Origin of the sequence: Mycobacterium lacus (assembly GCF_010731535.1) — a bacterium.
Lineage (GTDB): Bacteria > Actinomycetota > Actinomycetes > Mycobacteriales > Mycobacteriaceae > Mycobacterium > Mycobacterium lacus.
On record NZ_AP022581.1, the window covers coordinates 4,144,128 to 4,165,909 of the forward strand.

Here is a 21,782-nt window from a genome sequence, read left to right on the forward strand (position 1 = left end):
CGAGCCCGGTCGATTCACTGTCCAGCCGCCCTTCTGACGGCACTGACCTGCATGTCTTGCGGCCCGATGACAAACATTCCTCCACTGGCGGGTTCACTGAGGAGTGGTTCCTCGACGCATGCGCCGGAATATGGATCTGCACGCAATATACCCCTTGTCAATTGTTGCTGATGGCTATAGACGCAGCCCGGACGCTTCCTGGAGGTTATTGAATATGATTTTCATTATCAAGCCTGCCGCTGCACCGCCCCCAGGTGCCCGGCACCATCGGCTCGACCGGCCCGCCGCCGAACCCGTCACCGGGTAGCGTCGCCAGCCCCGCAACCTCGGCGTCCCGGCGCGTCGTCCCAGCAAACCCGAGGGTGCCCGCGCCCTGATCCGACACGCGCTCCGCCGAAGGACTCGGCTCGGCAGCCATCTCCGACTCCGGATCCAGGAACTCGTACCGATAGCCGCGCTGGTCTCCAGTCATGCCGGCGCGCCGGCGTCGACGGGCCCGCCCTTTTCCCGGCGCCGACGCCGCGGCCGCGGCCGGGGTCGTGGCGCTGTCGGGTTCCGGCGCCTTCCGTCGTGCGCTCGCGCCCATCCCGGTGTCGGAACCAATGCCGGGACCGCCCACGAGATAGGGGTAGGCGGGACCGCCGAGGCCAGGGGCCGCCGGTGGCGGAACCGCGGCCGTGGCCGACGCCGGCGCTGGAGCGACCGACGGTGCCGAGGCCGGCGCCGGGCCTGGAGCGGGTGCGGTGGTCACGACCGGCGAACCCCCGACGGCTGCCAGGGTGGGCTCGGGTGCCCCGGGCATCGGCGCAGTCGCCGCGCGGACGGCGCCGGGCTGAATCCCGGCCAGCCCGCTCAATCCGGCGGCACCGCCCACGACCGCGACGTTCGCCGCCGGCGCGGTCAACGCGAGCGCCTGCAGTTGCGGGCCGAAGGTGATGAGCGCTTCGCCCAGGTGCTCGATCTCATCGGCCACCAGTAGCGGTATGTCGTTCTGAATCTGTGATAGTGCCGCGGATGGGTTCTCCGGAAACTCTTCGAGGTCCCTGGCCAGGGTTTGCGTGATTTCGGTGATCCGATTCACCCACCAATTCCACTGCGTCGGGTCGCCGGTGTCGTTGTCGACGATGCCGCCGCCGTGGTCGTGGCCGTCATCGTCGCCGTGATTGGCGTGCATCGTCTCGATCTCGGGCGCCGGATCGGTCGGCGGCGCTGCTGCCACCGCTGCCCCGGACACCGCCTGATAGGTGGCCATCGTGGTGGCCGCATGGACCCACATCCGCACGTAGTCGGCCTCGTTGAGCGCGATGGGGATGGTGTTGATCCCGAAGAAGTTCGTCGCCACCAACACCGCATGGATCGCATGATTGGCGGCCAGCTCCGCCAACGTTGGCATCGCGGCCAACGCCGTGGTGTACGCCGCGGCAGCGGTCTCGTGCCGGGCGGCCGCCTCGGCGGCGTTGGCCTCGGACCGCATCAGCCACGCCAGGTAGGGCACATGCGCCGCCACATACCGGGCGGCGGTTGGCCCCTGCCACGCCACGGTCCGCACCGCGCCCAGGATGTCCATGAGTTCGTCGGCCGCCGCCGCGTACGTGGCGCTCAACGAGCGCCAGGCCCCGGCCGCGGCCAACAGGCCGCCCGGCCCCGGACCGTTGCTGAGCTGGGCCGAATGGACCTCGGGCGGCACGGCCATCCACACCGGCCCCGTCATCCTCGACGTCCCTCGCAGGCGGGCGGCGCGACTAGCACGTAGGCAGTAGTCACCGGCCGGCCGGGAAAAGTTCCCGGCCGGTGACGATATTCACATTTCTGGCAAATATGGTTCTAACTAATGCGCCGTCTTGGTGGCACTGACGAGGGTGTTCCGCGCGAACATCGACGCGGCCTCAGAATCCGGGCCCGGCACCGGTCGCGCCACCTCGCGCAGGTAGTCATTCAACGGCGTGCCCACCGCCGCCCAACCGCGCTTCCCAAACCACTCGGTGGCCGGCGCGCATCGTTCGTTGTAGACCAATTGGAAAAACGGGCCCTGCGCGCCCTCGGCGACGGCAACGCGTTCCTCCTCGAGTTTGGCAGCAAATTCGTCCGCGGGGAGCGGAGCGCCATCCTCAACCGCGACGTGGCTGCCGGGGCTGGCCAGGGCGTCGATGCCCGTAAACAGTTGTTCCTGAGCGCTCGCCGGCAGATAGAACAATAGGCCCTCGGCAATCCAAGCCGAGCGCTGACCGGAATCAAAACCCGTGTCTCGCAAGGCTTGTGGCCAATCGTCGCGAAGATCGACAGCGATCTCGCGACGGTCAGCGCGCGGTTGGGCGCCATGGCCGCTGAGGACCTCGCGCTTGAAATCGAGAACCTGCGGCCGGTCCAATTCGAAGACGGTGGTCCCGTCCGGCCACGGCAGCCGGTAGGCGCGGGAGTCCAGTCCCGCCGCCAGGATGACTACCTGACGGGCGCCGGCATCGGCGGCCCGGCGGAAGTAGGAGTCGAAGTACCTGGTGCGGGCGCCCTGGAAGTTGACGAAATGCTTGCCGAAATCGTCGGTCAGCAACTGGTGGTCGGGTGCGTTGCCGTCCAGCACGTCGGCCCAGGAACCGCCAACGGCACGGCAGAACAACTCCGCATAGGGGTCGACGGCCAGCGGGTCGGGTTTTTGCGCCTCCAACGCTCGCGCTGTCGCTACGAATAACGCCGTCGAGCCGACACTTGTTGTGATGTCCCAGGTATCACCTTCGCTACGCACGCAACCGACCCTACGCCGGGTGCTCGCCGGTCTCGTCCGGGTTCCACGTGCCCGGGACCATCGGCAGCGTCGGGCCGCCACCGAGCTCATCGCCGGCCAGTGTGGTCAAGCCCGCGGCTGCGCCGCTCGTTTCCTTGCGTGCCGTGCCTGCGAAGCCCAGATTTCGGACACCGCGATCGGAGGCCGACACCTCCGGCTCACCACCCTGCGGTTCGCCCCAGTCGGGGTCGACATCGACGTTCATGTCCATAAACTCGTCGCCGTATCCCCGTCGCGTGGCGCGCCGTCGCCGCCGCGCTCGCGCCTGTTCTCGTGCGGCGGCCGCGGCAGCCAATGCGGCGCTATCGGGCTCCGGGGCTTTCCTCTTGGCGCTGGCACTGGCGCTGGTGCTCATCCCGGTGCCGAAGCCGATGCCGGGAGGACCCACGACGTAGGGGTAGCCGAAACCCACCCCGCCGGCGGCGGTGGGCGGTGTTGGTGCGGCGCTGGCGACGGTGCTCGCCGCGGGCGCGGACGCGGCAGTGGCCGCCGACGCGGGCGCCGCGGCCGGCGCCGCGACGGTTGGGGCCATCGCGACGGAAGGCAGCATCGCGGGCGGGACCGCCGGCGGCGCCACCGCGGGGATTGCCGCAGGCTGAATGCCAGCTAGGCTGGACAGCCCCGCGAAACCAGTAACCGCGCCCAAGTTGGAGATGACGGAGCCGAGTGCGACCGCAAGCAACTGCGGGGACTGGCTTAGCGCCTGCACAATCTGCACGATGTGCTCTGGGTAGTCGAAAAACAGAAGTTCGAAATAGGCCTGCAAAGCCTCTTCCGGATGTGTAAACAGTTCCTGGACAAACGTCTCAAAGTCCTTGCTGAATTCAATGGCACGAACAACCCACCAGATCGGTTCGGCCGCGTTCGTGTAGTCCTCGAAGGGGATTCCGTTCATCGTGCCTTCGGCAGGATCCCAAATCAGGCGGCCACCGCTGATGATGCGCAAGACCTCCGCGACGAAGTAGTCGACCGGGGTGGCGTCGCCACCGTGGTCGTGGTCATCCTCGGCCGCCTCGGCTGTCACGATCTGTGGCGCCGGGGCGGTCGGCGGAGTTGACGCAACCGCCGCGTCGGACACCGCCTGGTAGGTCGCCATCGTGGTCGCCGCCTGGATCCACATCCGCACGTAGTCGGCCTCGTTGAGCGCGATCGGAATCGTGTTGAGCCCAAAGAAATTCGTCGCCACCAACACCCCGTGGATGACGTGGTTGGCGGCGAGTTCGGCCAGCGTCGGCATGGCGGCCAATGCCGTGGTGTACGCGGCGGCCGCCGCCTCATGCTGGACGGCCGCGGCCGCGCTGGTCGTACTCGCCTGCGTCAACCACATCAAGTACGGCACGTGGGCGGCCACATACCGCTCGGCAGTGGACCCCTGCCACGCACCGGCCTGGGCCGCCCCCAGCAATACGGTGAGTTCGTCCGCCGCGGCGGTGTATTCGTCGCTGAGCGCCGACCAGGCCGCCGCGGCCGACACGAGTGATCCTGGTCCGGGGCCGCTGCTGAGCAGCGCGGAATGCACCTCTGGTGGCGACGCCATCCACATTGGGGCCGTCACGGCAGGCCGCGCCCGGCCGGATCGTCCGCCGACGCCGGCACGACGCGGTCAGTCAACGCTTCGACACATGCCCCCACGGCGGCCAGCCCTTCCGGTAACTACGTGCAGCGCCACAACAGACAAACCTCGGATGCAGAATCGCGGCAACCGCCCCGAAGCTTACTGAAAATGGTTGTCGTTAACAACTGGCTGTGTGATGCTATCGATGCGTTGCAGTTGTCATCATGCGCACCACCGTGTCGATCTCCGACGAGCTACTGGCTGCCGCCAAACGTCGAGCCCGCGAGCGTGGTCAGTCGCTGGGCGCGGTGATCGAGGACGCCCTTCGCCGCGAGCTCGCCGCCGCCCACACCGGCGGCGACCGGCCAACCGTCCCGGTTTTCGACGGCGGCACCGGCCCGCGGCGAGGCCTCGACCTGGCCTCGAATACGGCGTTGTCCGAGGTTCTCGACGAGGCCTGGAACTGAACGCGCGGAAGTGAGCCTGGATAGGCCACCGAACAAGCGATGTTCCTTCTCGACGTCAACGTGCTGCTCGCCGCGCACCGCGGCGAGCATCCGAATCACCGAACCGTCCGGCCCCGGTTCGATGGACTGCTTGCGGCCGACGACCCGTTCACCGTGCCGAACCTGGTGTGGGCGTCGTTCCTCCGGCTGGCAACGAATCGACGCATCGTCGAGATTCCGTCACCGCGTCCGGACGCGTTCGCATTCATCGACGCGGTCAACGGCCAACCCCATCACCTTCCGACGAGTCCCGGCCCGCGACACCTCACGCTGTTGCGCAAACTCTGCGGCGAGGCCGATGCGTCGGGCGACCAACTCCCCGACGCGGTACTCGCGGCCATCGCCGTCGAGCACCACTGCACCGTGGTGACCCTGGACAGGGATTTCGCCCGGTTCACCTCGGTGCGTCACATTCGCCCGCCAAGGTGATGGGCTGGTCAAACCAGCGGACGCCCGGTCCTGATCCGCCGGTCCAGGTCCCAGAGCATCAGGTTGAACGGGAACTGCCGGACGACCCGCGGCATCATGCGGTTCACCGCCCCCACCACGGCCATCAGCCGGTCGAACCGCCGTTGCATCGCGGCGTTCCATGGCAGCCGCATCTCGTCGCGAAACCGTTGCGGCAGAAAGCCGGTGGTGATCAGCAGCGCGAGGCTTTCCGCCTGCCGGCGCACTGCGCGCGGCAGCGCGACCCCCCGTATTCGGCACACCGCGATCGGATACAGGTATTCGCGGACGGCGTCGTCGATGTGGACCTTCTCCAGCGACTCCTGCCAGTACCGATCGAAGGCCGCTCGATCGGGTGGCCACATCTGCGGCGGCACCTGCAACGTGGTGCCCAGGGCCATGCCCTCGCGGTACAGGCGGTCGGCCTCCTCGTCGTCGATCTCGCCGACGAAGGTGCGGTAGACATCGATGCCGCCCTTGTAGATGCAGGCCGCCACCCACAGCTGCAAATCGGGGTCGAACGCGTTGTACGACACCGGGCTGTCGGGGGTGGAGTAAACCTGGGCGTGCGCACCGTTGACGGCGCGGCGGAAGGCCTCCTTCTGGGCGTCAGTGCCCGCGTTGGCCACTGCGATGTAGGTGAAGGTGGTGCGCGCGCGTTTGATCGGATGGCGGTCGATTCGACCGCTTTCGACGCGGCTCTCCATGACGCCGTGCCCGACGCCGGGACGCGCGAGCTCCATGATCACGTTGGCCGGGCCGGCCAGCAGCGCAACCCCCATCAAGCCGTAGTCACTGGCAGCCCGTCGTCGGCGCGTGGGCGGTTCCCGACGGGGTGGGTCGGCGATCGGCCGCTCGACATGAGGGACGGGCCGGTGGATCGTCTCGCGAATCGCCATCTGAATGCCGCCTGCCGTGTCAGGTCTCGCTAATTGTGCGAACGTTTGTTTCCTAATATTGGCGGGTATTCCACACGTGTGTCAAGGTGGTGGCCATGACGCCCAGTCAACGACCGTACCGGGGTATCGAGGCCAAGCAACGGCTGGCTCAGCGGCGCGGCCGGCTGCTGGCCGCCGGTCTCGACCTGCTGGGGGCAGACCAGCAGGACATTTCCGAGCTGACCGTCCGCGGGATATGCGGCCGGGCTGGCCTGGCGGCCCGTTACTTCTACGAAAGCTTCACCGATAAGGACGAATTCGTCGGCGGTGTCTTCGATTGGGTGATCGCCGATTTGGCCGCCACCACCCAGGCCGCGGTGGCGGCGGTACCGGCCCGCGAGCAGAGCCGCGCGGGCATGGCCAACATCGTGCGGACCATCGCCGATGACGCCCGCATCGGACGCCTGCTGTTCGGCGCGCATCTGGCCAACGCCGTGGTCATGCGTAAGCGCGCCGAATCCACCGCGCTGTTCGCCATGCTGTCGGGTCAGTATGCCGGCGACGCGCTGCGCATACCGGCAAATGACCGCATCAAATCCGGGGCGCATTTCGCGGTCGGCGGCGTCGGACAGACCATCAGCGCCTGGCTGGACGGGGACGTGCGACTGCAGCCCGATGAGCTTGTCGACCAGCTGGCCACGCTGCTCGACGCGGTCGCCGAACCGAAGCTGTACGGCCTCACGGCAACAGCGGCAGCTGCCACAACCTCATCCCGGGATGCAACAGCCACAGGCGCATCAGGGTAAGTCGCATGATGCGCTGCGCGCCGGTGATCATCAGGATCGCCAACGGCACCTCGGCGAGCAGCGCTGTGCCCACCGACAACCAGAAGTCGTCCGGTCCGGCGGTCATGATGTCGAACCACGCGTCGCAGATCAGCAGCACCCCGGTGGTGAAGGCGGTGAGCAGCAGCAGTTGGCGGCGCAGGTAGCCCAGCACCGCCGTCGTCGCCATGAAGCCGACCAGCACAATGTCGAAGCCGACCCAGGTGGCGGGCCAATTGTGGGCCACGTAGTTCTGCGGCAGCGTCAGCGCGAGATACACGATCCACGGCATCAATGCGATCGAGCCACCGACGATCAGGCCGAATCGGATCCGCCGCATCCGCATTAGGGCCGCCGGGTCGACCAGCTCGTTCAGCGGTTGCTCCAGCCGGGAAATCAGCTCCCGCCGCTGCTCGGGCGTCAGGCTCGCGATTTGCACATCGGTCAAAATGGCGTGAGTCATGTCGGACATCCTCCGAATCGATGGCGATTGTGCAGACTAGCGTCGCGCCGCTAACGGAGGTCGCCGGTCGGCCGCGGTCTTCGGCACCGCCCGGGTATCGCTCGTGGTGAATTCCTTGACCCAGCAAGCGAATTCCAACGTGATGCCGTCGGGATCCTGGAAGTAGAACGAACGCACGTACACCCCGGGATGCACCGTCGCCGACACCTGCGCAGGGCTCTCGTCGTGGTTGAGCACGGGGCCGACCCGCACACCCTTGTCCTTGAGCCGCTGCCGGTAGGCGTCGAACTTCTCGGCCGGCACATGAAACGCCAGATGGTTCATGGTGCTCACCGCGCTGGTGATGTCCCCGATGCCCGGGATGGCACCCGGCGACGAGATGCCCGGCACCCGATCGGGGGCGTCGGCGAACCAGAAGAACGCGACGCAGTCGCCGTTGCCGGCGTCGAAGAAGAAGTGCTGTCCCGCACCGCCGGGCAGATCGAGCGACTTGATGAGCGGCATGCCGAGGATGTTGCTGTAGAAGTCCACGGTGCGCGCCATGTCCGAACACACCAGCGCGACATGGTTGATCCCACCGAGTTCGAACTCGGCGTTGACGTTGTGCGGCTTGATCATTTTTGCGGCTCCCATCGGTCCCGGGATAAGCAGGCCCTGGCCAAGATCTAGAACTGAATCTAACATCAGGTTCAGGTTTGCTCCAGGGACGAGGAGGCGCGCTCGGGTGTCGACGGTGTCCAAACAAGCCGGCCGGCCAGCCGAGTTTCCGACGCACCGCGGCCGGCGCACGCGGGCCGCGATCGACACCGCCGCCCGAACGGTCATCGCGCGCAAGGGCATCCTGGCGACGACCGTCGCCGATATCGCAGCAGAAGCGGGCCGCTCGACGGCATCCTTTTACAACTACTACGACTCCAAAGAGGCGATGGTCCGTCAGTGGGCCTTGCGCTTTCGGGACGAAGCCAACGAGCGCGCGCTGTCGGTGACCCTGCACGGCCTGTCCAACCGCGAGCGCGCGCAAGCGGCCGCCGCTGCCCACTGGCACACCTACCGCCACCGGCTCGCGGAGATCATCAGCGTGTCGCAGTTGGCGATGATCAACGAGGACTTCGCGCACTACTGGGCCGAGATATGCGCGATCCCAATCTCTTTCATCGCCGAGACGGTCAGACGCGCCCAGGCGCAGGGGTATTGCGCTGGCGACGACCCGCAGCTGATCGCCGAGGCGATCGTGGCGATGTTCAACCAGTTCTGCTACATCCAGCTCAGCGGGCACCGTGAACCCGACGACGCGGCCTGCGTCCGGACGCTGGCCAACATCTACTACCGTGCCATCTACTCTCAAGGAGAATCGCCGAATTGACTCGTCACAGCCCGCCGGGAGTTATCCGCGAATTCGTTGGACTGCCGTCGCCTACCGCCGGGCGCGCCGGCGCCGGCGGGCACCCCTGCCAGGGGCTGTATCACCGGGGGGTGGGACGCAAGCCGAAGGTGGCGATGATCGCCACGCACTACCAGATCGATTTCTCCGAGCACTACCTCGCCGACTACATCGCCATCCGCGGCATCGGATTCCTCGGGTGGAACACCAGGTTCCGTGGTTTCGAAAGCAGCTTTCTGCTGGACCATGCACTGGTGGACATCGGGGTCGGGGTGCACTGGCTGCGCGAGGTTCAGGGGGTGGAAACTGTTGTGCTGCTTGGTAATTCTGGTGGCGGTTCGTTGCTGGCCGCCTACCAGTCGCAGGCGGTCGAACCGAATGTCACCCCGTTGGAGGGGATGCGGCCGGCGGCCGGGGTGAGCGAGTTGCTCCCCGCCGACGGCTACGTCGCGACCGCCGCCCATCTGGGGCGCCCGGATGTCCTGACCGCCTGGATGGACGCCGCCGTCGTCGACGAAAACGATCCGGTCGCCACCGATCCCGACCTCGACCTGTTCAACGAGAACAACGGCCCACCATACACAGCGGAGTTCCTCAACCGCTACCGCTCGGCGCAAACGGCGCGTAACCACGCCATCACCGACTGGGCCGAGACGGAGCTCAAACGTGTTCGCGCTGCGGGGTTTTCCGACCGGCCGTTCAGCGTGATGCGAACCTGGGCGGATCCGCGCATGGTCGATCCCAGCATCGAGCCGACCAACCGTAAGCCCAACCGGTGCTACGCGGGCATCCCAGCCAAGGCGAACCGCTCCGCGCACGGCATCGCCGCCGCCTGCACGCTGCGCAACTGGCTGGGCATGTGGAGCCTGCGGGTGGCGCAAACCCGAGCCGAGCCGCATCTGGCCCGCATCCGCTGCCCGGCCCTGGTGATCAACGCCGAGGCCGATACCGGAGTGTTCCCTTCTGACGCCCAGCGGATTTACGACGCGTTGGCGAGCAGCGATAAGACGCAGCACACGATCGACACCGATCACTACTTCACCACCCCGGGCGCGCGCAGCGAGCAGGCCGACATCATCGCCAAGTGGATCAACCAACGGTGGCCCTGAGACGGGCGTTATGGGTCCTCGCCCATCCGGTGGCGAAATGCTGGACTGCCCTCTTGCCAAAGAAGATTCGGGGTCGACCCATCGCGCCCGCAAACCCGCTGCGAAGCCTGGCCCAGCTGCTGCACGACGGGAAACCGCTGGCCGATCTGGTCAACCAACCGGCCGGTTGTTAGCTTGGAAGACGCCTGGCCGAAACTGCCCCCGAAAGCATGGGAAAAGCAATCAATGCCGATCGCGATAACTCCTGAGCATCAAGACCTGGCCGATTCGGTGCGATCCCTGGTGGTACGGGTGGCGCCGTCCGAGGTGCTGCACGCAGCGATGGAAACTCCGATCGAAAACCCGCCGCCATACTGGCAGGCCGCCGCCGAACAAGGCCTGCAGGGCATGCATCTCGCCGAATCCGTTGGCGGACAGGGTTTCGGCATCCTCGAGATGGCCATCGTGCTCGCCGAGTTCGGCTATGGCGCCGTGCCCGGGCCGTTCGTGCCGTCGGCGATCGCCAGCGCGCTGATCGCCGCGCATGACGCGGGCGCCAAAGTCCTTGCCGAGCTGGCTTCCGGGGCGGCCATCGCCGCGTACGCGCTGGATTCCGGATTGACCGCGACCCGGCACGGCCCCAATGACAATGCGCTAGTGATCCGCGGTGAGGTTCGCGCGGTTCCCGGGGCGGCCCAGGCATCCGTGCTGGTGCTGCCGGTCGCGATCGACAGCGGCGAGGAATGGGTTGTGCTGCGCGCCGAGCAGCTCGAGATCGAGCCGGCGAAAAGCCTGGATCCGCTGCGGCCCATCGCGCATGTGCGAGCCAACGCCGTCGAGGTCGGCGACGATGCCGTGTTGACCAACCTGAGCATGACAACCGCCCACGCCCTGATGTTCACCCTGCTGTCGGCTGAGGCCGTTGGCGTGGCGCGCTGGGCGACCGATAACGCGTCGGCATACGCGAAGATCCGCGAACAGTTCGGCAGGCCGATCGGGCAGTTTCAGGCCATCAAGCACAAGTGCGCCGAGATGATCGCCGACACCGAGCGGGCCACCGCCGCGGTGTGGGACGCCGCCCGCGCGATCGACGAGGGCAGCCCGGACGTCGAGTTCGCCGCCGCGGTGGCGGCGACGCTGGCGCCGACGGCCGCTCAGCGATGTGCGCAGGACTGCATTCAGGTGCACGGCGGCATCGGCTTCACCTGGGAACACGACGCAGGCGTCTACTACCGCCGGGCGCTCATGCTCGCGGCGTGCTTCGGCCGCGCCTCCGCGCACCCGCAAAAAGTGGTAGACACCGCGACGAGCACCGGCATGCGTGCGGTGGACGTCGACCTAGATCCCGAAACCGAGCAGCTGCGAGCCGAGATTCGGGCCGAGGTGGCCGCGCTGAAGTCGATGCCGCGCGAGCAGCGCAAGGTCGCCATCGCCGAAGGGGGTTGGGTGCTGCCGTATCTGCCCAAGCCGTGGGGGCGGGCGGCCGGCCCAGTCGAGCAGATCATCATCGCCCAGGAGTTCACCGCCGGGCGGGTCAAACGGCCGCAGATCGCCATCGCGGCATGGATCGTGCCGTCGATTGTGGCGTTCGGAACCGAGGAGCAGAAACAGCGCTTCCTGCCGCCGACCTTTCGCGGCGACATCTTCTGGTGCCAGCTGTTCTCCGAGCCCGGCGCCGGTTCCGACCTGGCGGGGCTGTCCACGAAGGCAACCCGGGTCGACGGGGGCTGGCGCATCACCGGCCAGAAGATCTGGACGACGGCAGCGCAGTTCTCCCAATGGGGTGCGCTCCTGGCACGAACCGACCCGAACGCTCCGAAGCACAACGGCATCACGTACTTCCTGCTCGACATGAAGAGCGAAGGCGTACAGGTAAAGCCGCTGCGTGAGATCACCGGCCACGAGATGTTTAACACGGTCTACATCGACGACGTGTTCGTCCCCGACGAGTACGTGCTCGGGGAGGTGAACCGCGGCTGGGAGGTCAGCCGCAACACCCTTGCGGCCGAACGCGTATCGATCGGCAGCAGCGATTCGAACTTCCTGGCCACGCTGCCCGAGTTCGTCGAGTTCGTTCGCAATTACCGCTTCGAAGGCCAGTTCGACCAGGTCGCGCAGCACCGCGCGGGGCAGCTGATCGCCGAGGGTCACGCCGCCAAGCTGCTCAACTTGCGCTCCACGCTGTTGACGCTGGCCGGCGGCGACCCGATGCCGTCGGCGGCGATCTCCAAACTGTTGTCGATGCGCACCGGTCAGGGTTACGCGGAGTTCGCGGTGTCCTCCTTCGGCACCGACGCCGCGATCGGCGACACCGACCAGTTGCCGGGCAAGTGGGGCGAGTACCTATTGGCCAGCCGGGCCACCACCATCTACGGCGGCACGTCGGAGGTGCAGCTCAACATCATCGCCGAACGACTGCTGGGCCTGCCCCGCGATCCGTAGGCGGGCGTCTCTTAGTGTCGCCCGTGGCCGCCGTGCCACCCGGGCCCACCATGCCAGCCACCGTGCCACCCCGGCCCGCCATGCCACCCGGGCCCATCGTGCCATCCGGGCCCACCATGCCAGCCACCGCGCCAGCCGGGCCCCCAGGGCCACCAGGGACCCCACCAGTCGTCCAGCGCGGCGACCTGGCCGAGATCCGCGCGGTTGCGCGCGTCGGTCCAGGGCAGGTTGGGCACGCCGGACGCGCCGTTGGGCATGTCGGCAAGTGCCACGCTAGGCGTCGGGGCGGGCACCTCGGCGGCCTGCGCCACGGGGATGGCGCCGAACAGCATCGCTCCGGTCAGCGCACCGGCGCCTAGCAGTGAAGTCAACATGTGCCAACTCCTTCCACGATGTTGAAACAGATGCGATAGCTCGAAACTCGGTTTCAAATGACATTTATCGCATATCGATATGGTACAAAGGCAATTCGAATATCCGCAAGGATAGTTACCCCATTTACGATTGTGATCTGGTCGGCCTAAAAATGGCTTCTGTGTATCAGCTTTGCTGATTCACAGAATTACGGCGTTACGTTGAACAGTATTCTCGCGTCACGCGATATATCCAGCTCACAGGCGATCTACTGAACTACGTCAGGACAGAAATACGCTTTTACTCATTTTCGCAATTACGGCCGCCGCGCGAGCAGACGTAAACGCCCCCAAATCCGTACGGATTTGGGGGCGTTTACGTCTGCTCGCGCTACTCGACCTCGAACTCGCGCAGCGCGCGTTTGAGGATCTTGCCGGTGGGGTTGCGCGGCAGCTCTTCGAGGAAGATCACGTCGCGCGGCACCTTATAGCGGGCCAGGTGTTCACGCACGTAGACCTTGATTCCTTCCTCGTCGACGGTGGCGTCCGGCTTTTTGACCACGAAGGCGCGCAGGCGGGCCCCCCATTCCTTGTCCTCGACGCCGATCGCGGTGGCCTCCACCACGTCGGGATGCCCGCTGATCAGATCCTCGACTTCGGCGGGGAACACATTCTCACCGCCGGAGACGATCATCTCGTCGTCGCGGCCGCTGACGTACAGCAGGCCGCGCTCGTCGAAGTAGCCGACGTCTCCCGAGGACAAGAGGCCGTCGATGATCTGCTTGTTGCCGCCGCCGGTGTAGCCCTCGAACGGGAACGCGTTGCCGACGAAGATCCGCCCCACCTCGCCCCGCGGCAGCTCGTTTCCGTTGTCGTCGAGGATCTTGACCTTGACGCCCTTGACGACGGGCCCGACGGTGGCGGGGTTGTACTGCAGATCCTCCGGACCGGCAATGGTAGCGAACGCGACTTCGGTAGAGCCGTACATGTTGTAGATGACCGGCCCGATGTCCTTGAGCGCGCGCGTGGCCAGCTCGGCGCCCAGTTGCGACCCCGAGACGAACACGATCTTCAGGCTGGACAGATCGGGTTTCTTCGCCATCTTTTCGATGGCATCGAGAATCCGCGACAGCATGACCGGCACCACAACGATGGCCGTCACCTTGTACTTCTCGATATCTTCGAGCACCAACGGCGGCTTGAACTTGCGTCGCAGCACGAGCGTCGAGCCCAGGAACATCGCGATGGTGGCGTGCAGATAGCCCAGCGCGTGGAACATCGGCGCCGGCAGCGACGTCACCTCGTTGGCCTTGAACGGCACGTGCGACAAGACGCCGCCGATCGGGGCCAGGGTGGGCGGGGCGCTACGGTTCGCCCCCTTCGGGGTGCCGGTGGTCCCGCTGGTGAGGATGATGATCGACGCGTGCTTGCTGGCCTTCGGGGCCGGTGCCGTGCTGCTGCGCGCGACCAGCTCGGCCAGCGTCTCGTCGGTGCTGCCCGAGGGCTCGTCGGAATCGGGGTTGACGCCGAGAGCCCGCAGCTTGCCCAGCGGCGGCTCGGCTTGGCTGACGGCCTTGGCGTACTCGTCGTCGTAGATGATCAGCTTGGCGCCCTCGCGCTCCGACACCTCTTTGATCTGCGGCCCGGAGAACTCGCTGTTGAGCAAGATGATGCGGGCTCCGACGCGGGCGGCGCCGTAGTTGGCGATGAGGAACCAGCGGTGGTTGCGCGCCAGGATGGCGATACCGTCCCCGCCGCGCACACCCTTAGCCAGCAGCCCGTTGGCCACGGCGTGGGCTGCGTCGTCGAGCTCCTTGTAGGTGAACTCGCCCTCTTCGTCGATGAGCGCCGCGCGGTTCGGATGCCGCCTGGCGTTGAACGACGGCAGCATGCCGACCTCGCCCCACTTCTGGATGTCGGCTGCCATTCCGGCGTAGTTCAGCGGCGACTCCAGCCGCAGGGCGCCCGATTCGATCATCTTGCGCACGTAGTGCAATTCGGCGGAGCCGCGTTCGAGGTATTGCTGAATCTTCGCCCCGATCTTGGCTGGGGTCTGCCCGGTCAGGCCGCTGAGGTTAGGCATAAACCTCACAATATGTGACGGCCGTCGCACGGCGGTCGGCACGTCTCCCGGAACTACCATGAACTCCCATGGCCGGTCCCGTGTCGCTGGAGGTGGCCGGACGCAAGGTCACCATCTCCCATCCCGACAGGGTGGTTTTCCCCGACGCGAGTGATCGAGGCGGCCGCGGCTACACCAAGCTCGACCTGGTCCGTTACTACCTGTCCGTCGCCGACGGGGCGCTGCGCGGCGTGGCCGGCCGACCCATGATCCTGAAACGCTTCGTCAAGGGCATCGGCACCGAAGCGGTGTTCCAGAAGCGCGCCCCGCAGAAGCGGCCCGACTGGGTGGACGTGGCCGAACTCCGCTATGCCCGGGGCACTTCCGCAAAGGAGGCCGTCATCCAGGACGCCGCCGGACTGGCCTGGGTGATCAATCTCGGCTGCGTCGACCTCAATCCGCATGCGGTGCTTGCCACCGACCTCGATCATCCCGATGAACTGCGGATCGACTTGGACCCGATGCCCGGGGTCGAGTGGCGGCGGATCGTCGAGGTCGCGTTGGTGGCACGCGAGGTGCTCGAGGACCACGGCCTGGTCGCCTGGCCCAAGACATCGGGATCGCGGGGCTTCCACGTCTACGCCCGGATCGCCGCGCGGTGGCCCTTCCGCCAGGTACGGCTGGCCGCCCAGGCCGTCGCACGAGAGGTCGAGCGGCGCGCGCCTGAGGCGGCGACCAGCCGCTGGTGGAAGGAGGAACGCGAGGGGGTGTTCGTCGACTTCAACCAGAACGCCAAGGACCGCACGGTCGCGTCGGCGTACTCGGTGCGGGCCACTCCGGATGCCCGGGTGTCGACGCCGTTGCGCTGGGATGAGGTCGCCGAGTGCCGCCCGGAGGCGTTCACCATCGCCACGGTTCCCGGCCGGTTCGCCGAAATGGGTGACCCGTGGGCCGGGATCGATGACGCCGTCGGCGGCCTCGATCGGCTGCTCATGCTGGCCGAGGAACTGGGTCCGCCGGCGAAGCCGCCGAGACAAGGCGGGACCGCGGGTCGCCGTCAGTCCGTCATGCCGCTCATCGAGATCGCCCGCACCAAGACGAGGGACGAGGCAATGGCCGCGCTGGACACCTGGCGCGCCCGCCATCCCGTCGCCGCCGCGTTGCTGCAGCCGGCCGACGTCCTGGTCGACGGCATGCGGGGGCCGAGTTCGATCTGGTACCGGATCCGGATCAACCTGCGGCACGTGCCGGCCGACCAGCGCCCGCCGCAGGAGGAGCTGATCGCCGACTACAGCCCCTGGCCGTTGTGGCGTTCGCACCAGGGCATTCAGCACTAAACTCTCCGCGCATGGAATCTTCACGACTCCCCAGCGAGCTGCGGGTCAGCGATGATGGTCTTTGCCTGGAAGCCAGCAGGTGCGAGGTGTTGGCCGGCAGGCTGGCGGCCAATTGCGCGCCGACTCTTGCGGTTTCGAACTGGCTGGCAAGCGCAGCGGCGGTCGGTGTTTCCAACGCGGAGATCGTCGCGGCCGAAACCAGGTGCATGTTGCGCATGCAGGCGACGGCCGCCAATCTCGCGGCAGCCGCTGCCGGTTACGCGGCCAACGAAGCCAGCTCGGCAGCCCAGTTCCGGGCGCTCAACGGGCCGACGGTGCGTTAGATGGCGGTCAGCGCAGCACTGCCGACGTTGTCGCAGGTTCAGGCCATGGACACCACGCATCTGCGTGAGGCGTCGGCGTATTGGACGCGCACCGCCAACCTGTGGGAAGAGGTCTTTAGCGAAGTCCACAAGCGGGTGTGGGCCCCGGGTGGCACGCCGTGGACAGGTCGGGCCGGGGCCGCGGCGGAGCAGCGCTCCGCGCGTGACCTGGTGAAGGTGCGCGCGGCGTGCGACCGGTTGCACCAGGCCGCCACGATCGCCCGTCGCGGGGACGAGGCGTTGCGGGCCTGCCACGAGGCAGTGCTAGAGGCCGTCTGTGATGCCCGGGCCGAAGGCTTCGAGGTCGGTGAGGATTATTCGGTCAGCGACCGCTCATCAGGCGGTTCCGCCGAGTTTCGGGCGGCACGTGTTGCCGCCGCCCAAGGGCACGCCAGCTTTATCCGCCACCGGGTGGGCGCGCTGGTCGCCAAGGATCACGAGATCGCCACCCAGATCGCCGCCGCCACCCAAGGCATCGACACCCTCACATTCGAAGAGGCCCCTGGCATCGACGACACCATCGTCGATGCCGACAAGCACGACGGGATCCAACTCGTCGACAACCACACCTGGAAAGAAACCCCGCCCCAACCCGTCCCCCCAGACCCGGCGCCGGGTCCACTGCCGCCGGTCAACAATGCCGAAGACGTCAGGAAGGTGCTGGACCCCTTGCAGAACGGAGGGCAGCGCGGGCCTAACGGCGTCGGCACGAAACCCAAAGTCAAGGAGCTGTGGGACACCGCAACAATCAAACGGATGTGGGACTACCTCACCCGCAACGCCACGGATTGCCCAGGCCCACCGGGCTATGAGGGGCCTGTACGCGTCCTGCCCGACGGCACCAAAATCGGACTGCGACAGAGCGGCAAGGGTTGGGGCGACACTATCGACGTCTGGTACCCGGACGGCTCGGACAAGAAAATCCATGTTCCGTACGGTCCGCCGTTGATCAGCGCTCCACCGCAGCTGCCGCCTGCCGCTCACCCCGCACCGTTGCCACTCCCCCCACCGCAGGTGGGGCATCCGCCCGTGATTCTTCCGCCGGCGCACGTTGTTGATCCGGCGACGCTGCCGCCATGGTTGCAGAATCCGTCGCCGCCGGGATTTCAGGTAGCGCCCGGCGCGCCGCTCCCAATCGCCCCGTTCGACCTCCCTGACGCCCCAGCTGTTCCTGCACCGCCAGCGACGCCCGGCGCGTCCCCGGGCGGGTCACCTCTGTTGCCCGATCTGGCCCACGATCTGGCTGAAGCCGGCAAGGCGGCCGGAGCTGGAGTGCTCGCCGGAATCGCCATTATCGGTGGCCTCATCGCGGGCGGGGTCACGTCCAGCGGACAGGTCGCGCGGTAGATACGGTGAAGCAGTCAGACGAGCGGCGGCGCCTTTTGTCGGCGACATCGCTGGCCGATCTTGTTGGCCGCGCTGTCAGCGAGTTCGCGCCCGTTCCCGTTGGGGACGCATTGCACCGCGTTAACGCTGCTTTAGTCCCAGCGGGCTGGCACCTGGCCGCGCCAGGAGACAATGCCGAACAGCCGGTACGGGTCATTGTCACGGGGCACCGCTCGCGCGGCGGCTGGGAAGGCTGCGACACCCTGGCCACGTTCGGCTTCACCGGAATGCCACCGGTCGACGTGGTTATCGATCATGCCGGATGCACCCTGCATGATCTCGGTGCCGCAGGCGTAACGACCCGCGTCCTGGAGACTCCGCTGATACCGAGCGTGTGTGCTGTGCGGAGCACGGGGTACTTCACCGCCGCTCGGTTGCGGATGTGGGGACAGTTCGCTACCTACGTCGCGGGATCGGAATCTCCCGGGCTGGGCCGACTGGTTCAGCACAGCCTTTTCGTCGTTACTCGGCGCCGGACACAGCTCAGGCGGGACATCGCCTAATTCAGCGACACGGTCGACAGTTCATTTTCCGCGTTGCTTGATGCCCGCCGCTGACACCAACAAAGCCAGGGCAAGCGCCGAGATGGTCTGGTCCGTGCTTACGGATCGGGCTCATCCGCGCGATACAGCTCGAGGGCCAGCTTCTCGCCTTTGTCGGTGAGGTTCAACCAGCACATGGTGACCCAGTTCCACCGGTCGTCGAAATGGGTCACGTAGGCGTCTTCGATCTTGGCCATCGCGGCGTCCAGCGGCAGATCCCACGGTTCGAAGTGAGGGTTGCGCCAACCCCCGGCCGGCACGCCCAACACGAACAGGCCCTCACCGACCAGCTCCCGGATCATGCTCAACGTCAGCTGCTGCACCTCATGAGGCGGCCTTGGCGGGCCCGTCTCCGGCATGAACGACGAGTGCACATTGCTGAGCGAAATCGAGTCCTGCAGACCCTCGATCAGCAGACCCTCCTTGACCCAGTCGTGTTCAGTCGCAGCGTCCACCGCCCACGTTTCCCTTTCGCGTGCCGAAGGTCATAGGAAGCATTCTTCCAGGCGAACCAATCGAACCGTTCCTGATTAGTGAGCAGGAGGAGTCCTGTGCGGCCCGAACGGTGTTGGCCGCTGATGGTGGGTGTTCTCTGGTGGACCGGCATGCCTCGTCGTCGTTGTGGGCGTGGCGGTGAGCCAGAACTGCGGCACCGTCGTGTGGTTCCCGGTGGCTGGTCAGGTCTGGCCGGTGGAGTGCCCGCACGCATCCGCTGTTGGGTGCGGGGTCCTGCCGGCCGACGCCTGATCGGATTGCCGAGTCCACGTCTGCCGATCGCGGCCGCCGCACCGTGATGCACGGTCACAGCGGCCGGGTTGGAAGTCTGCTGTTGTAAGGGTTTACGCCAATGCTGGCGGCCCCACAGGCTGGTGTAGGCCGGATCGACACCGATTACTGCGATGCCGCGGCGGGTGGCCATCGAGGTGAGCCGGTCCCGGAAACGCCGAGTCGGGATACCCGCGACGGCGCGCCGCAGCCGCTTCCCACGCTGCCCGCGGCCCAGTGTTTCGCGTCCGGTGGCGCGGGCATCGGTGAAATCGAGGTTCTCCACCGCGACTGCGCTGCAGTTGTGGTGCACGGCAAGGTCGAGCAGCGCGGTAATCGCGGCTCTAACCCGCCCATCGCGGCGCGTAGCGGGTAAACCGGCGGTGTCGACGGGAATCGTGACGGGTGCACCGACCGGGTTGCCTGAGCAGTCCAGGACACACGCGGCGAGGTGATCGGCGTTGAGGTCCACACCCAGCACCGGCCCGGCGCGCAGCTCCTCGAGCGTGGGCGCCGGGCCGGGCGTGGTGGTCCAGGAGGCGTCCAGATACCAGCGGCCTTTCGCCGGGTTGAAGGTGATGTCATAACGAACCGCCCGCCGGCCGGCCACCCGATCAGCCCACTCCTGGCAGCGATGGCCGAACGCCACCGGTGCGGCGATGTGCAGATGCGTACCGAACCGGTCCACCAGGGCGGCCGGGACTTTGATCCGCAACTGGCCCGACTCGTCGACGCGGATCGTCTCATTACCCGCGGCCTTGCCCGTCTCGCCGTCGGCGGTCAGGAACATGCGGGCGGCGGTCCAGCGGTCCCGCCACTGCTGCTCGCTCATCTCGGCCGCGTCGAGATGTTGGCGGGTGTGCCACAACCTGTTACCGCCGACGGTGATCGACGGGCGGCCCGCCGCCAGGTCCGCCTCGGCCACCGCCAGCCGCGTCCGCAGTGTGGCCAGCCGGCGGGTCTTGGAGAACCGCTGCGCCGCACTGGCATATCCACGCACCGGGCGCCGGGACTGGCGGCGCGGACCGCCAACCACGTCGGCTGGGGCGGCGACCTCACCCGGGCGCAGCGCACACCGGGATTCCAGCACGCCGATCGCGGCCCGCACATTGGTGACCTCAGCGGTTAGGGCTCGCATGCCGAGCTGGTACTGGTCTTCGACGGCGCGGGTGATCGCACCGGCCCACCGCGACGACGCCACCACCGTGATCGCCTGCTTACGCTCGGCCCGCCACCGGCCGTGCTGCTTGCGATCCATGCGGCCCAACGTGATCCGGTGCGCGAGCTCGCGGCGATACACCGAACCCAGGAACTCGCCGATCGCACCCAGCGCCGCGGCTTCCTCCTCGGTCAGGTGCAGCCGGGTGCGCACCCGAACACCAGCCGGGCCCGCAGCCACCACGGGATCCCCGATCCGACGCAACTGCTTACCCACGCCGCATCACCAGTTCCAACGCTGCATCAGGTCTTTCACCGAGAACGGCAGCTCCACGCCGTGCTCGTCGGCCATCGCCCGCACGTCGGCCTCAGTAAGGTTCAGGCCGTCTTTGAGCGCGTAGAACATCGACTGCTTGACGTGCTGCATGAATTCCGGGTGCGCGGCACACCAGCGTCGGACCTGTCGTTGGGCGGCGTCGCGTCGCCGCTTCTTCTTCGGCGGCATCGACGTGTAGGCGTGCGCGCGGTGCGCGTTCTGAGCGGTCTTATACCCGTATCCTTGAGCGTCGTCCACGACGTCGCCGGTCGCTGCGTCGACGATGACGTATCGCTTCTCGAACCGGTCCGACAGTGCAGCACTGACGACAACCTTCACCGATCCCGCAGCGGGCAGGTCACTCATGTGCCGCATCATCCACCCGGCCACCGACAAGCGCGGCCGGCCCGATATCGCGCTGCGCGCAGCCGACCGCTTTGAGCGCACGGTTTCGCGCACTGCGGCGGCCATAGAGTCGCGCACAGAACGAGGTCAGCACCTCCACCATGTCGCGCACCAGATCGTCGTCTACCTCACCGGCGTCGAGCACCACCAGCCGGCGACCGTGCGCCGAAAGCGCCGCTTCCACCAGTTCAGTGTTCATCCGGCCCAGCCGATCCCGATGCTCGACCACCACAACGGTCACCTTCGGGTCGGCCAACAATCGCCTGACTTTCGCCCGCGACCCATTCATCCCGGACCCGACCTCGGCCTCCACCCGCACCACCGTCCCGCCTGCCTCGGCGGCCCAGCCCGTCAGCCGAGCGACCTGGCGATCCAAGTCCGACTTCTGATCATGCGACGACACCCGCGCGTACAGACCGAACGCGGCCGCCGGCGCCGATCCTGCAGGCGCATCCGGTGACACCAGCACCGTGCGCTCATTCACCCGCACCGCCGGAACCGGCAACGTCCCCTCCCGAAACCACCGGTACGCCGTCTGTGGATGCACACCCTGAGCACGCGCCCACTCCGTCAAATTCACACCACCAGCGTACTCACTCGAACGTTCATACGCTCACTATCGCTCAGTATCTCGCAAGCAGTTCTAAACCCCACGCACACACCATCGTCGCTAGGGACGCGCGTAGCCACCGGAAACTCCCACGCCAACTCGCCGTAGGGTTTCATCAGCCAG

The 21,782-nt window shown here is 67.0% G+C and carries 21 protein-coding genes and 1 pseudogene; 9 read left to right on the forward strand and 13 right to left on the reverse strand.

Annotated features, from left to right (window positions below):
* Window positions 1-205: 205 nt before the first annotated feature.
* From G6N24_RS19120 to G6N24_RS19130, 3 genes are all read right to left on the reverse strand, one after another.
* Window positions 206-1,711, reverse strand: a complete 1,506-nt coding sequence (locus G6N24_RS19120) for a PPE family protein (protein ID WP_085159082.1) — start codon at window positions 1,709-1,711, stop codon at window positions 206-208.
* A gap of 117 nt (window positions 1,712-1,828) precedes the next feature.
* Window positions 1,829-2,740 carry a class I SAM-dependent methyltransferase gene (locus G6N24_RS19125; RefSeq protein ID WP_085159080.1) on the reverse strand — a complete coding sequence of 304 codons (912 nt, stop codon included), beginning with the start codon at window positions 2,738-2,740 and terminating at the stop codon, window positions 1,829-1,831.
* Between the two features lie 10 nt (window positions 2,741-2,750).
* A complete protein-coding gene (locus G6N24_RS19130) occupies window positions 2,751-4,322 on the reverse strand; it encodes a PPE family protein (RefSeq protein WP_085159078.1) in 1,572 nt (523 codons plus the stop codon).
* Between the two features lie 236 nt (window positions 4,323-4,558).
* Here G6N24_RS19130 and G6N24_RS19135 point away from each other — a divergent pair.
* Window positions 4,559-4,815, forward strand: a pseudogene (locus G6N24_RS19135) (ribbon-helix-helix protein, CopG family).
* A 25-nt stretch (window positions 4,816-4,840) separates the two neighbouring features.
* Window positions 4,841-5,269, forward strand: coding sequence for a type II toxin-antitoxin system VapC family toxin (locus G6N24_RS19140; RefSeq protein WP_085159076.1), 429 nt, complete (start codon window positions 4,841-4,843; stop codon window positions 5,267-5,269).
* 8 nt (window positions 5,270-5,277) lie between these two features.
* On the opposite strand, the gene G6N24_RS19145 is transcribed toward G6N24_RS19140, so the two are convergent.
* On the reverse strand, window positions 5,278-6,186 hold the full coding sequence (locus tag G6N24_RS19145; RefSeq protein ID WP_085159074.1) for an oxygenase MpaB family protein: 909 nt from the start codon (window positions 6,184-6,186) through the stop codon (window positions 5,278-5,280).
* A gap of 95 nt (window positions 6,187-6,281) precedes the next feature.
* On the opposite strand from G6N24_RS19145, the gene G6N24_RS19150 reads away from it, so the two are divergent.
* Window positions 6,282-6,971: a TetR/AcrR family transcriptional regulator gene (locus G6N24_RS19150; protein WP_139822308.1), complete on the forward strand. Its 690-nt coding sequence runs from the start codon at window positions 6,282-6,284 to the stop codon at window positions 6,969-6,971.
* On the opposite strand, the gene G6N24_RS19155 is transcribed toward G6N24_RS19150, so the two are convergent.
* Window positions 6,904-7,452 carry a hypothetical protein gene (locus G6N24_RS19155; RefSeq protein WP_085159092.1) on the reverse strand — a complete coding sequence of 183 codons (549 nt, stop codon included), beginning with the start codon at window positions 7,450-7,452 and terminating at the stop codon, window positions 6,904-6,906. The genes G6N24_RS19150 and G6N24_RS19155 overlap by 68 nt on opposite strands.
* A 36-nt stretch (window positions 7,453-7,488) precedes the next feature.
* Window positions 7,489-8,070, reverse strand: a complete 582-nt coding sequence (locus G6N24_RS19160; RefSeq protein ID WP_085159070.1) for a VOC family protein — start codon at window positions 8,068-8,070, stop codon at window positions 7,489-7,491.
* Between the two features lie 115 nt (window positions 8,071-8,185).
* Between G6N24_RS19160 and G6N24_RS19165 the strand changes: the two genes are divergently transcribed.
* The 3 genes from G6N24_RS19165 (at window position 8,186) to G6N24_RS19175 (ending at window position 12,363) form a co-directional block, all read left to right on the forward strand.
* Window positions 8,186-8,815 carry a TetR/AcrR family transcriptional regulator gene (locus G6N24_RS19165; RefSeq protein WP_179963508.1) on the forward strand — a complete coding sequence of 210 codons (630 nt, stop codon included), beginning with the start codon at window positions 8,186-8,188 and terminating at the stop codon, window positions 8,813-8,815.
* Entirely contained in the window at window positions 8,812-9,942 is a 1,131-nt protein-coding gene (locus tag G6N24_RS19170; RefSeq protein WP_085159066.1) for an alpha/beta hydrolase, read from the forward strand. The genes G6N24_RS19165 and G6N24_RS19170 overlap by 4 nt, the downstream gene beginning before the upstream one ends.
* Window positions 9,943-10,167: 225 nt before the next feature.
* Window positions 10,168-12,363, forward strand: a complete 2,196-nt coding sequence (locus tag G6N24_RS19175) for an acyl-CoA dehydrogenase (RefSeq protein ID WP_085159062.1) — start codon at window positions 10,168-10,170, stop codon at window positions 12,361-12,363.
* Window positions 12,364-12,374: 11 nt separating this feature from the next.
* Here the strand turns inward: G6N24_RS19175 and G6N24_RS19180 are convergent, their stop codons facing one another.
* Both G6N24_RS19180 and fadD2 read right to left on the reverse strand, forming a co-directional pair.
* Window positions 12,375-12,737 (reverse strand): hypothetical protein, encoded by a 363-nt coding sequence (locus G6N24_RS19180; RefSeq protein ID WP_085159060.1) that lies wholly within the window; start codon window positions 12,735-12,737, stop codon window positions 12,375-12,377.
* A gap of 370 nt (window positions 12,738-13,107) precedes the next feature.
* Entirely contained in the window at window positions 13,108-14,799 is a 1,692-nt protein-coding gene (fadD2, locus tag G6N24_RS19185) for a long-chain-fatty-acid--CoA ligase FadD2 (protein WP_163745565.1), read from the reverse strand.
* A 68-nt stretch (window positions 14,800-14,867) separates the two neighbouring features.
* Here fadD2 and G6N24_RS19190 point away from each other — a divergent pair, with 68 nt between their 5' ends.
* From G6N24_RS19190 to G6N24_RS19200, 3 genes are read left to right on the forward strand one after another with little or no spacing between them, the layout of a single operon-like run.
* On the forward strand, window positions 14,868-16,115 hold the full coding sequence (locus G6N24_RS19190; protein WP_085161415.1) for a DNA polymerase domain-containing protein: 1,248 nt from the start codon (window positions 14,868-14,870) through the stop codon (window positions 16,113-16,115).
* 11 nt (window positions 16,116-16,126) lie between these two features.
* Complete coding sequence (locus G6N24_RS19195) at window positions 16,127-16,438, forward strand: hypothetical protein (protein ID WP_139822458.1); 312 nt, start codon at window positions 16,127-16,129, stop codon at window positions 16,436-16,438.
* On the forward strand, window positions 16,439-17,824 hold the full coding sequence (locus G6N24_RS19200; protein WP_163745566.1) for a hypothetical protein: 1,386 nt from the start codon (window positions 16,439-16,441) through the stop codon (window positions 17,822-17,824).
* Between the two features lie 131 nt (window positions 17,825-17,955).
* On the opposite strand, the gene G6N24_RS19205 is transcribed toward G6N24_RS19200, so the two are convergent.
* From G6N24_RS19205 to G6N24_RS19225, 5 genes are all read right to left on the reverse strand, one after another.
* A complete protein-coding gene (locus G6N24_RS19205; protein WP_163745567.1) occupies window positions 17,956-18,120 on the reverse strand; it encodes a hypothetical protein in 165 nt (54 codons plus the stop codon).
* 344 nt (window positions 18,121-18,464) lie between these two features.
* Window positions 18,465-18,860, reverse strand: a complete 396-nt coding sequence (locus G6N24_RS19210) for a hypothetical protein (RefSeq protein ID WP_085161423.1) — start codon at window positions 18,858-18,860, stop codon at window positions 18,465-18,467.
* The gene (locus tag G6N24_RS19215; RefSeq protein ID WP_163745568.1) at window positions 18,815-20,605 is read right to left on the reverse strand and encodes a hypothetical protein; all 1,791 of its coding nucleotides are present in this window, start codon (window positions 20,603-20,605) and stop codon (window positions 18,815-18,817) included. Before G6N24_RS19215 ends, G6N24_RS19210 begins: the two co-directional genes overlap by 46 nt.
* A gap of 6 nt (window positions 20,606-20,611) precedes the next feature.
* Window positions 20,612-21,010 carry a hypothetical protein gene (locus tag G6N24_RS19220; RefSeq protein ID WP_163745369.1) on the reverse strand — a complete coding sequence of 133 codons (399 nt, stop codon included), beginning with the start codon at window positions 21,008-21,010 and terminating at the stop codon, window positions 20,612-20,614.
* A complete protein-coding gene (locus G6N24_RS19225) occupies window positions 21,003-21,629 on the reverse strand; it encodes an IS607 family transposase (protein ID WP_085161264.1) in 627 nt (208 codons plus the stop codon). Before G6N24_RS19225 ends, G6N24_RS19220 begins: the two co-directional genes overlap by 8 nt.
* Window positions 21,630-21,782: the final 153 nt, after the last annotated feature.

Coding starts and splice junctions, on each gene's coding strand:
- G6N24_RS19175 (WP_085159062.1), top strand. CDS start 10,168: ATGCCGATCGCGATAACTCCTGAGCATCAAGACCTGGCCGATTCGGTG.
- G6N24_RS19155 (WP_085159092.1), bottom strand. CDS start 7,452: ATGACTCACGCCATTTTGACCGATGTGCAAATCGCGAGCCTGACGCCC.
- G6N24_RS19150 (WP_139822308.1), top strand. CDS start 6,282: ATGACGCCCAGTCAACGACCGTACCGGGGTATCGAGGCCAAGCAACGG.
- G6N24_RS19130 (WP_085159078.1), bottom strand. CDS start 4,322: ATGTGGATGGCGTCGCCACCAGAGGTGCATTCCGCGCTGCTCAGCAGC.
- G6N24_RS19205 (WP_163745567.1), bottom strand. CDS start 18,120: ATGATCGATAACCACGTCGACCGGTGGCATTCCGGTGAAGCCGAACGT.
- G6N24_RS19180 (WP_085159060.1), bottom strand. CDS start 12,737: ATGTTGACTTCACTGCTAGGCGCCGGTGCGCTGACCGGAGCGATGCTG.
- G6N24_RS19220 (WP_163745369.1), bottom strand. CDS start 21,010: ATGAGTGACCTGCCCGCTGCGGGATCGGTGAAGGTTGTCGTCAGTGCT.
- G6N24_RS19190 (WP_085161415.1), top strand. CDS start 14,868: ATGGCCGGTCCCGTGTCGCTGGAGGTGGCCGGACGCAAGGTCACCATC.
- G6N24_RS19195 (WP_139822458.1), top strand. CDS start 16,127: ATGGAATCTTCACGACTCCCCAGCGAGCTGCGGGTCAGCGATGATGGT.
- G6N24_RS19120 (WP_085159082.1), bottom strand. CDS start 1,711: ATGACGGGGCCGGTGTGGATGGCCGTGCCGCCCGAGGTCCATTCGGCC.
- G6N24_RS19140 (WP_085159076.1), top strand. CDS start 4,841: ATGTTCCTTCTCGACGTCAACGTGCTGCTCGCCGCGCACCGCGGCGAG.
- fadD2 (WP_163745565.1), bottom strand. CDS start 14,799: ATGCCTAACCTCAGCGGCCTGACCGGGCAGACCCCAGCCAAGATCGGG.
- G6N24_RS19200 (WP_163745566.1), top strand. CDS start 16,439: ATGGCGGTCAGCGCAGCACTGCCGACGTTGTCGCAGGTTCAGGCCATG.
- G6N24_RS19160 (WP_085159070.1), bottom strand. CDS start 8,070: ATGATCAAGCCGCACAACGTCAACGCCGAGTTCGAACTCGGTGGGATC.
- G6N24_RS19145 (WP_085159074.1), bottom strand. CDS start 6,186: ATGGCGATTCGCGAGACGATCCACCGGCCCGTCCCTCATGTCGAGCGG.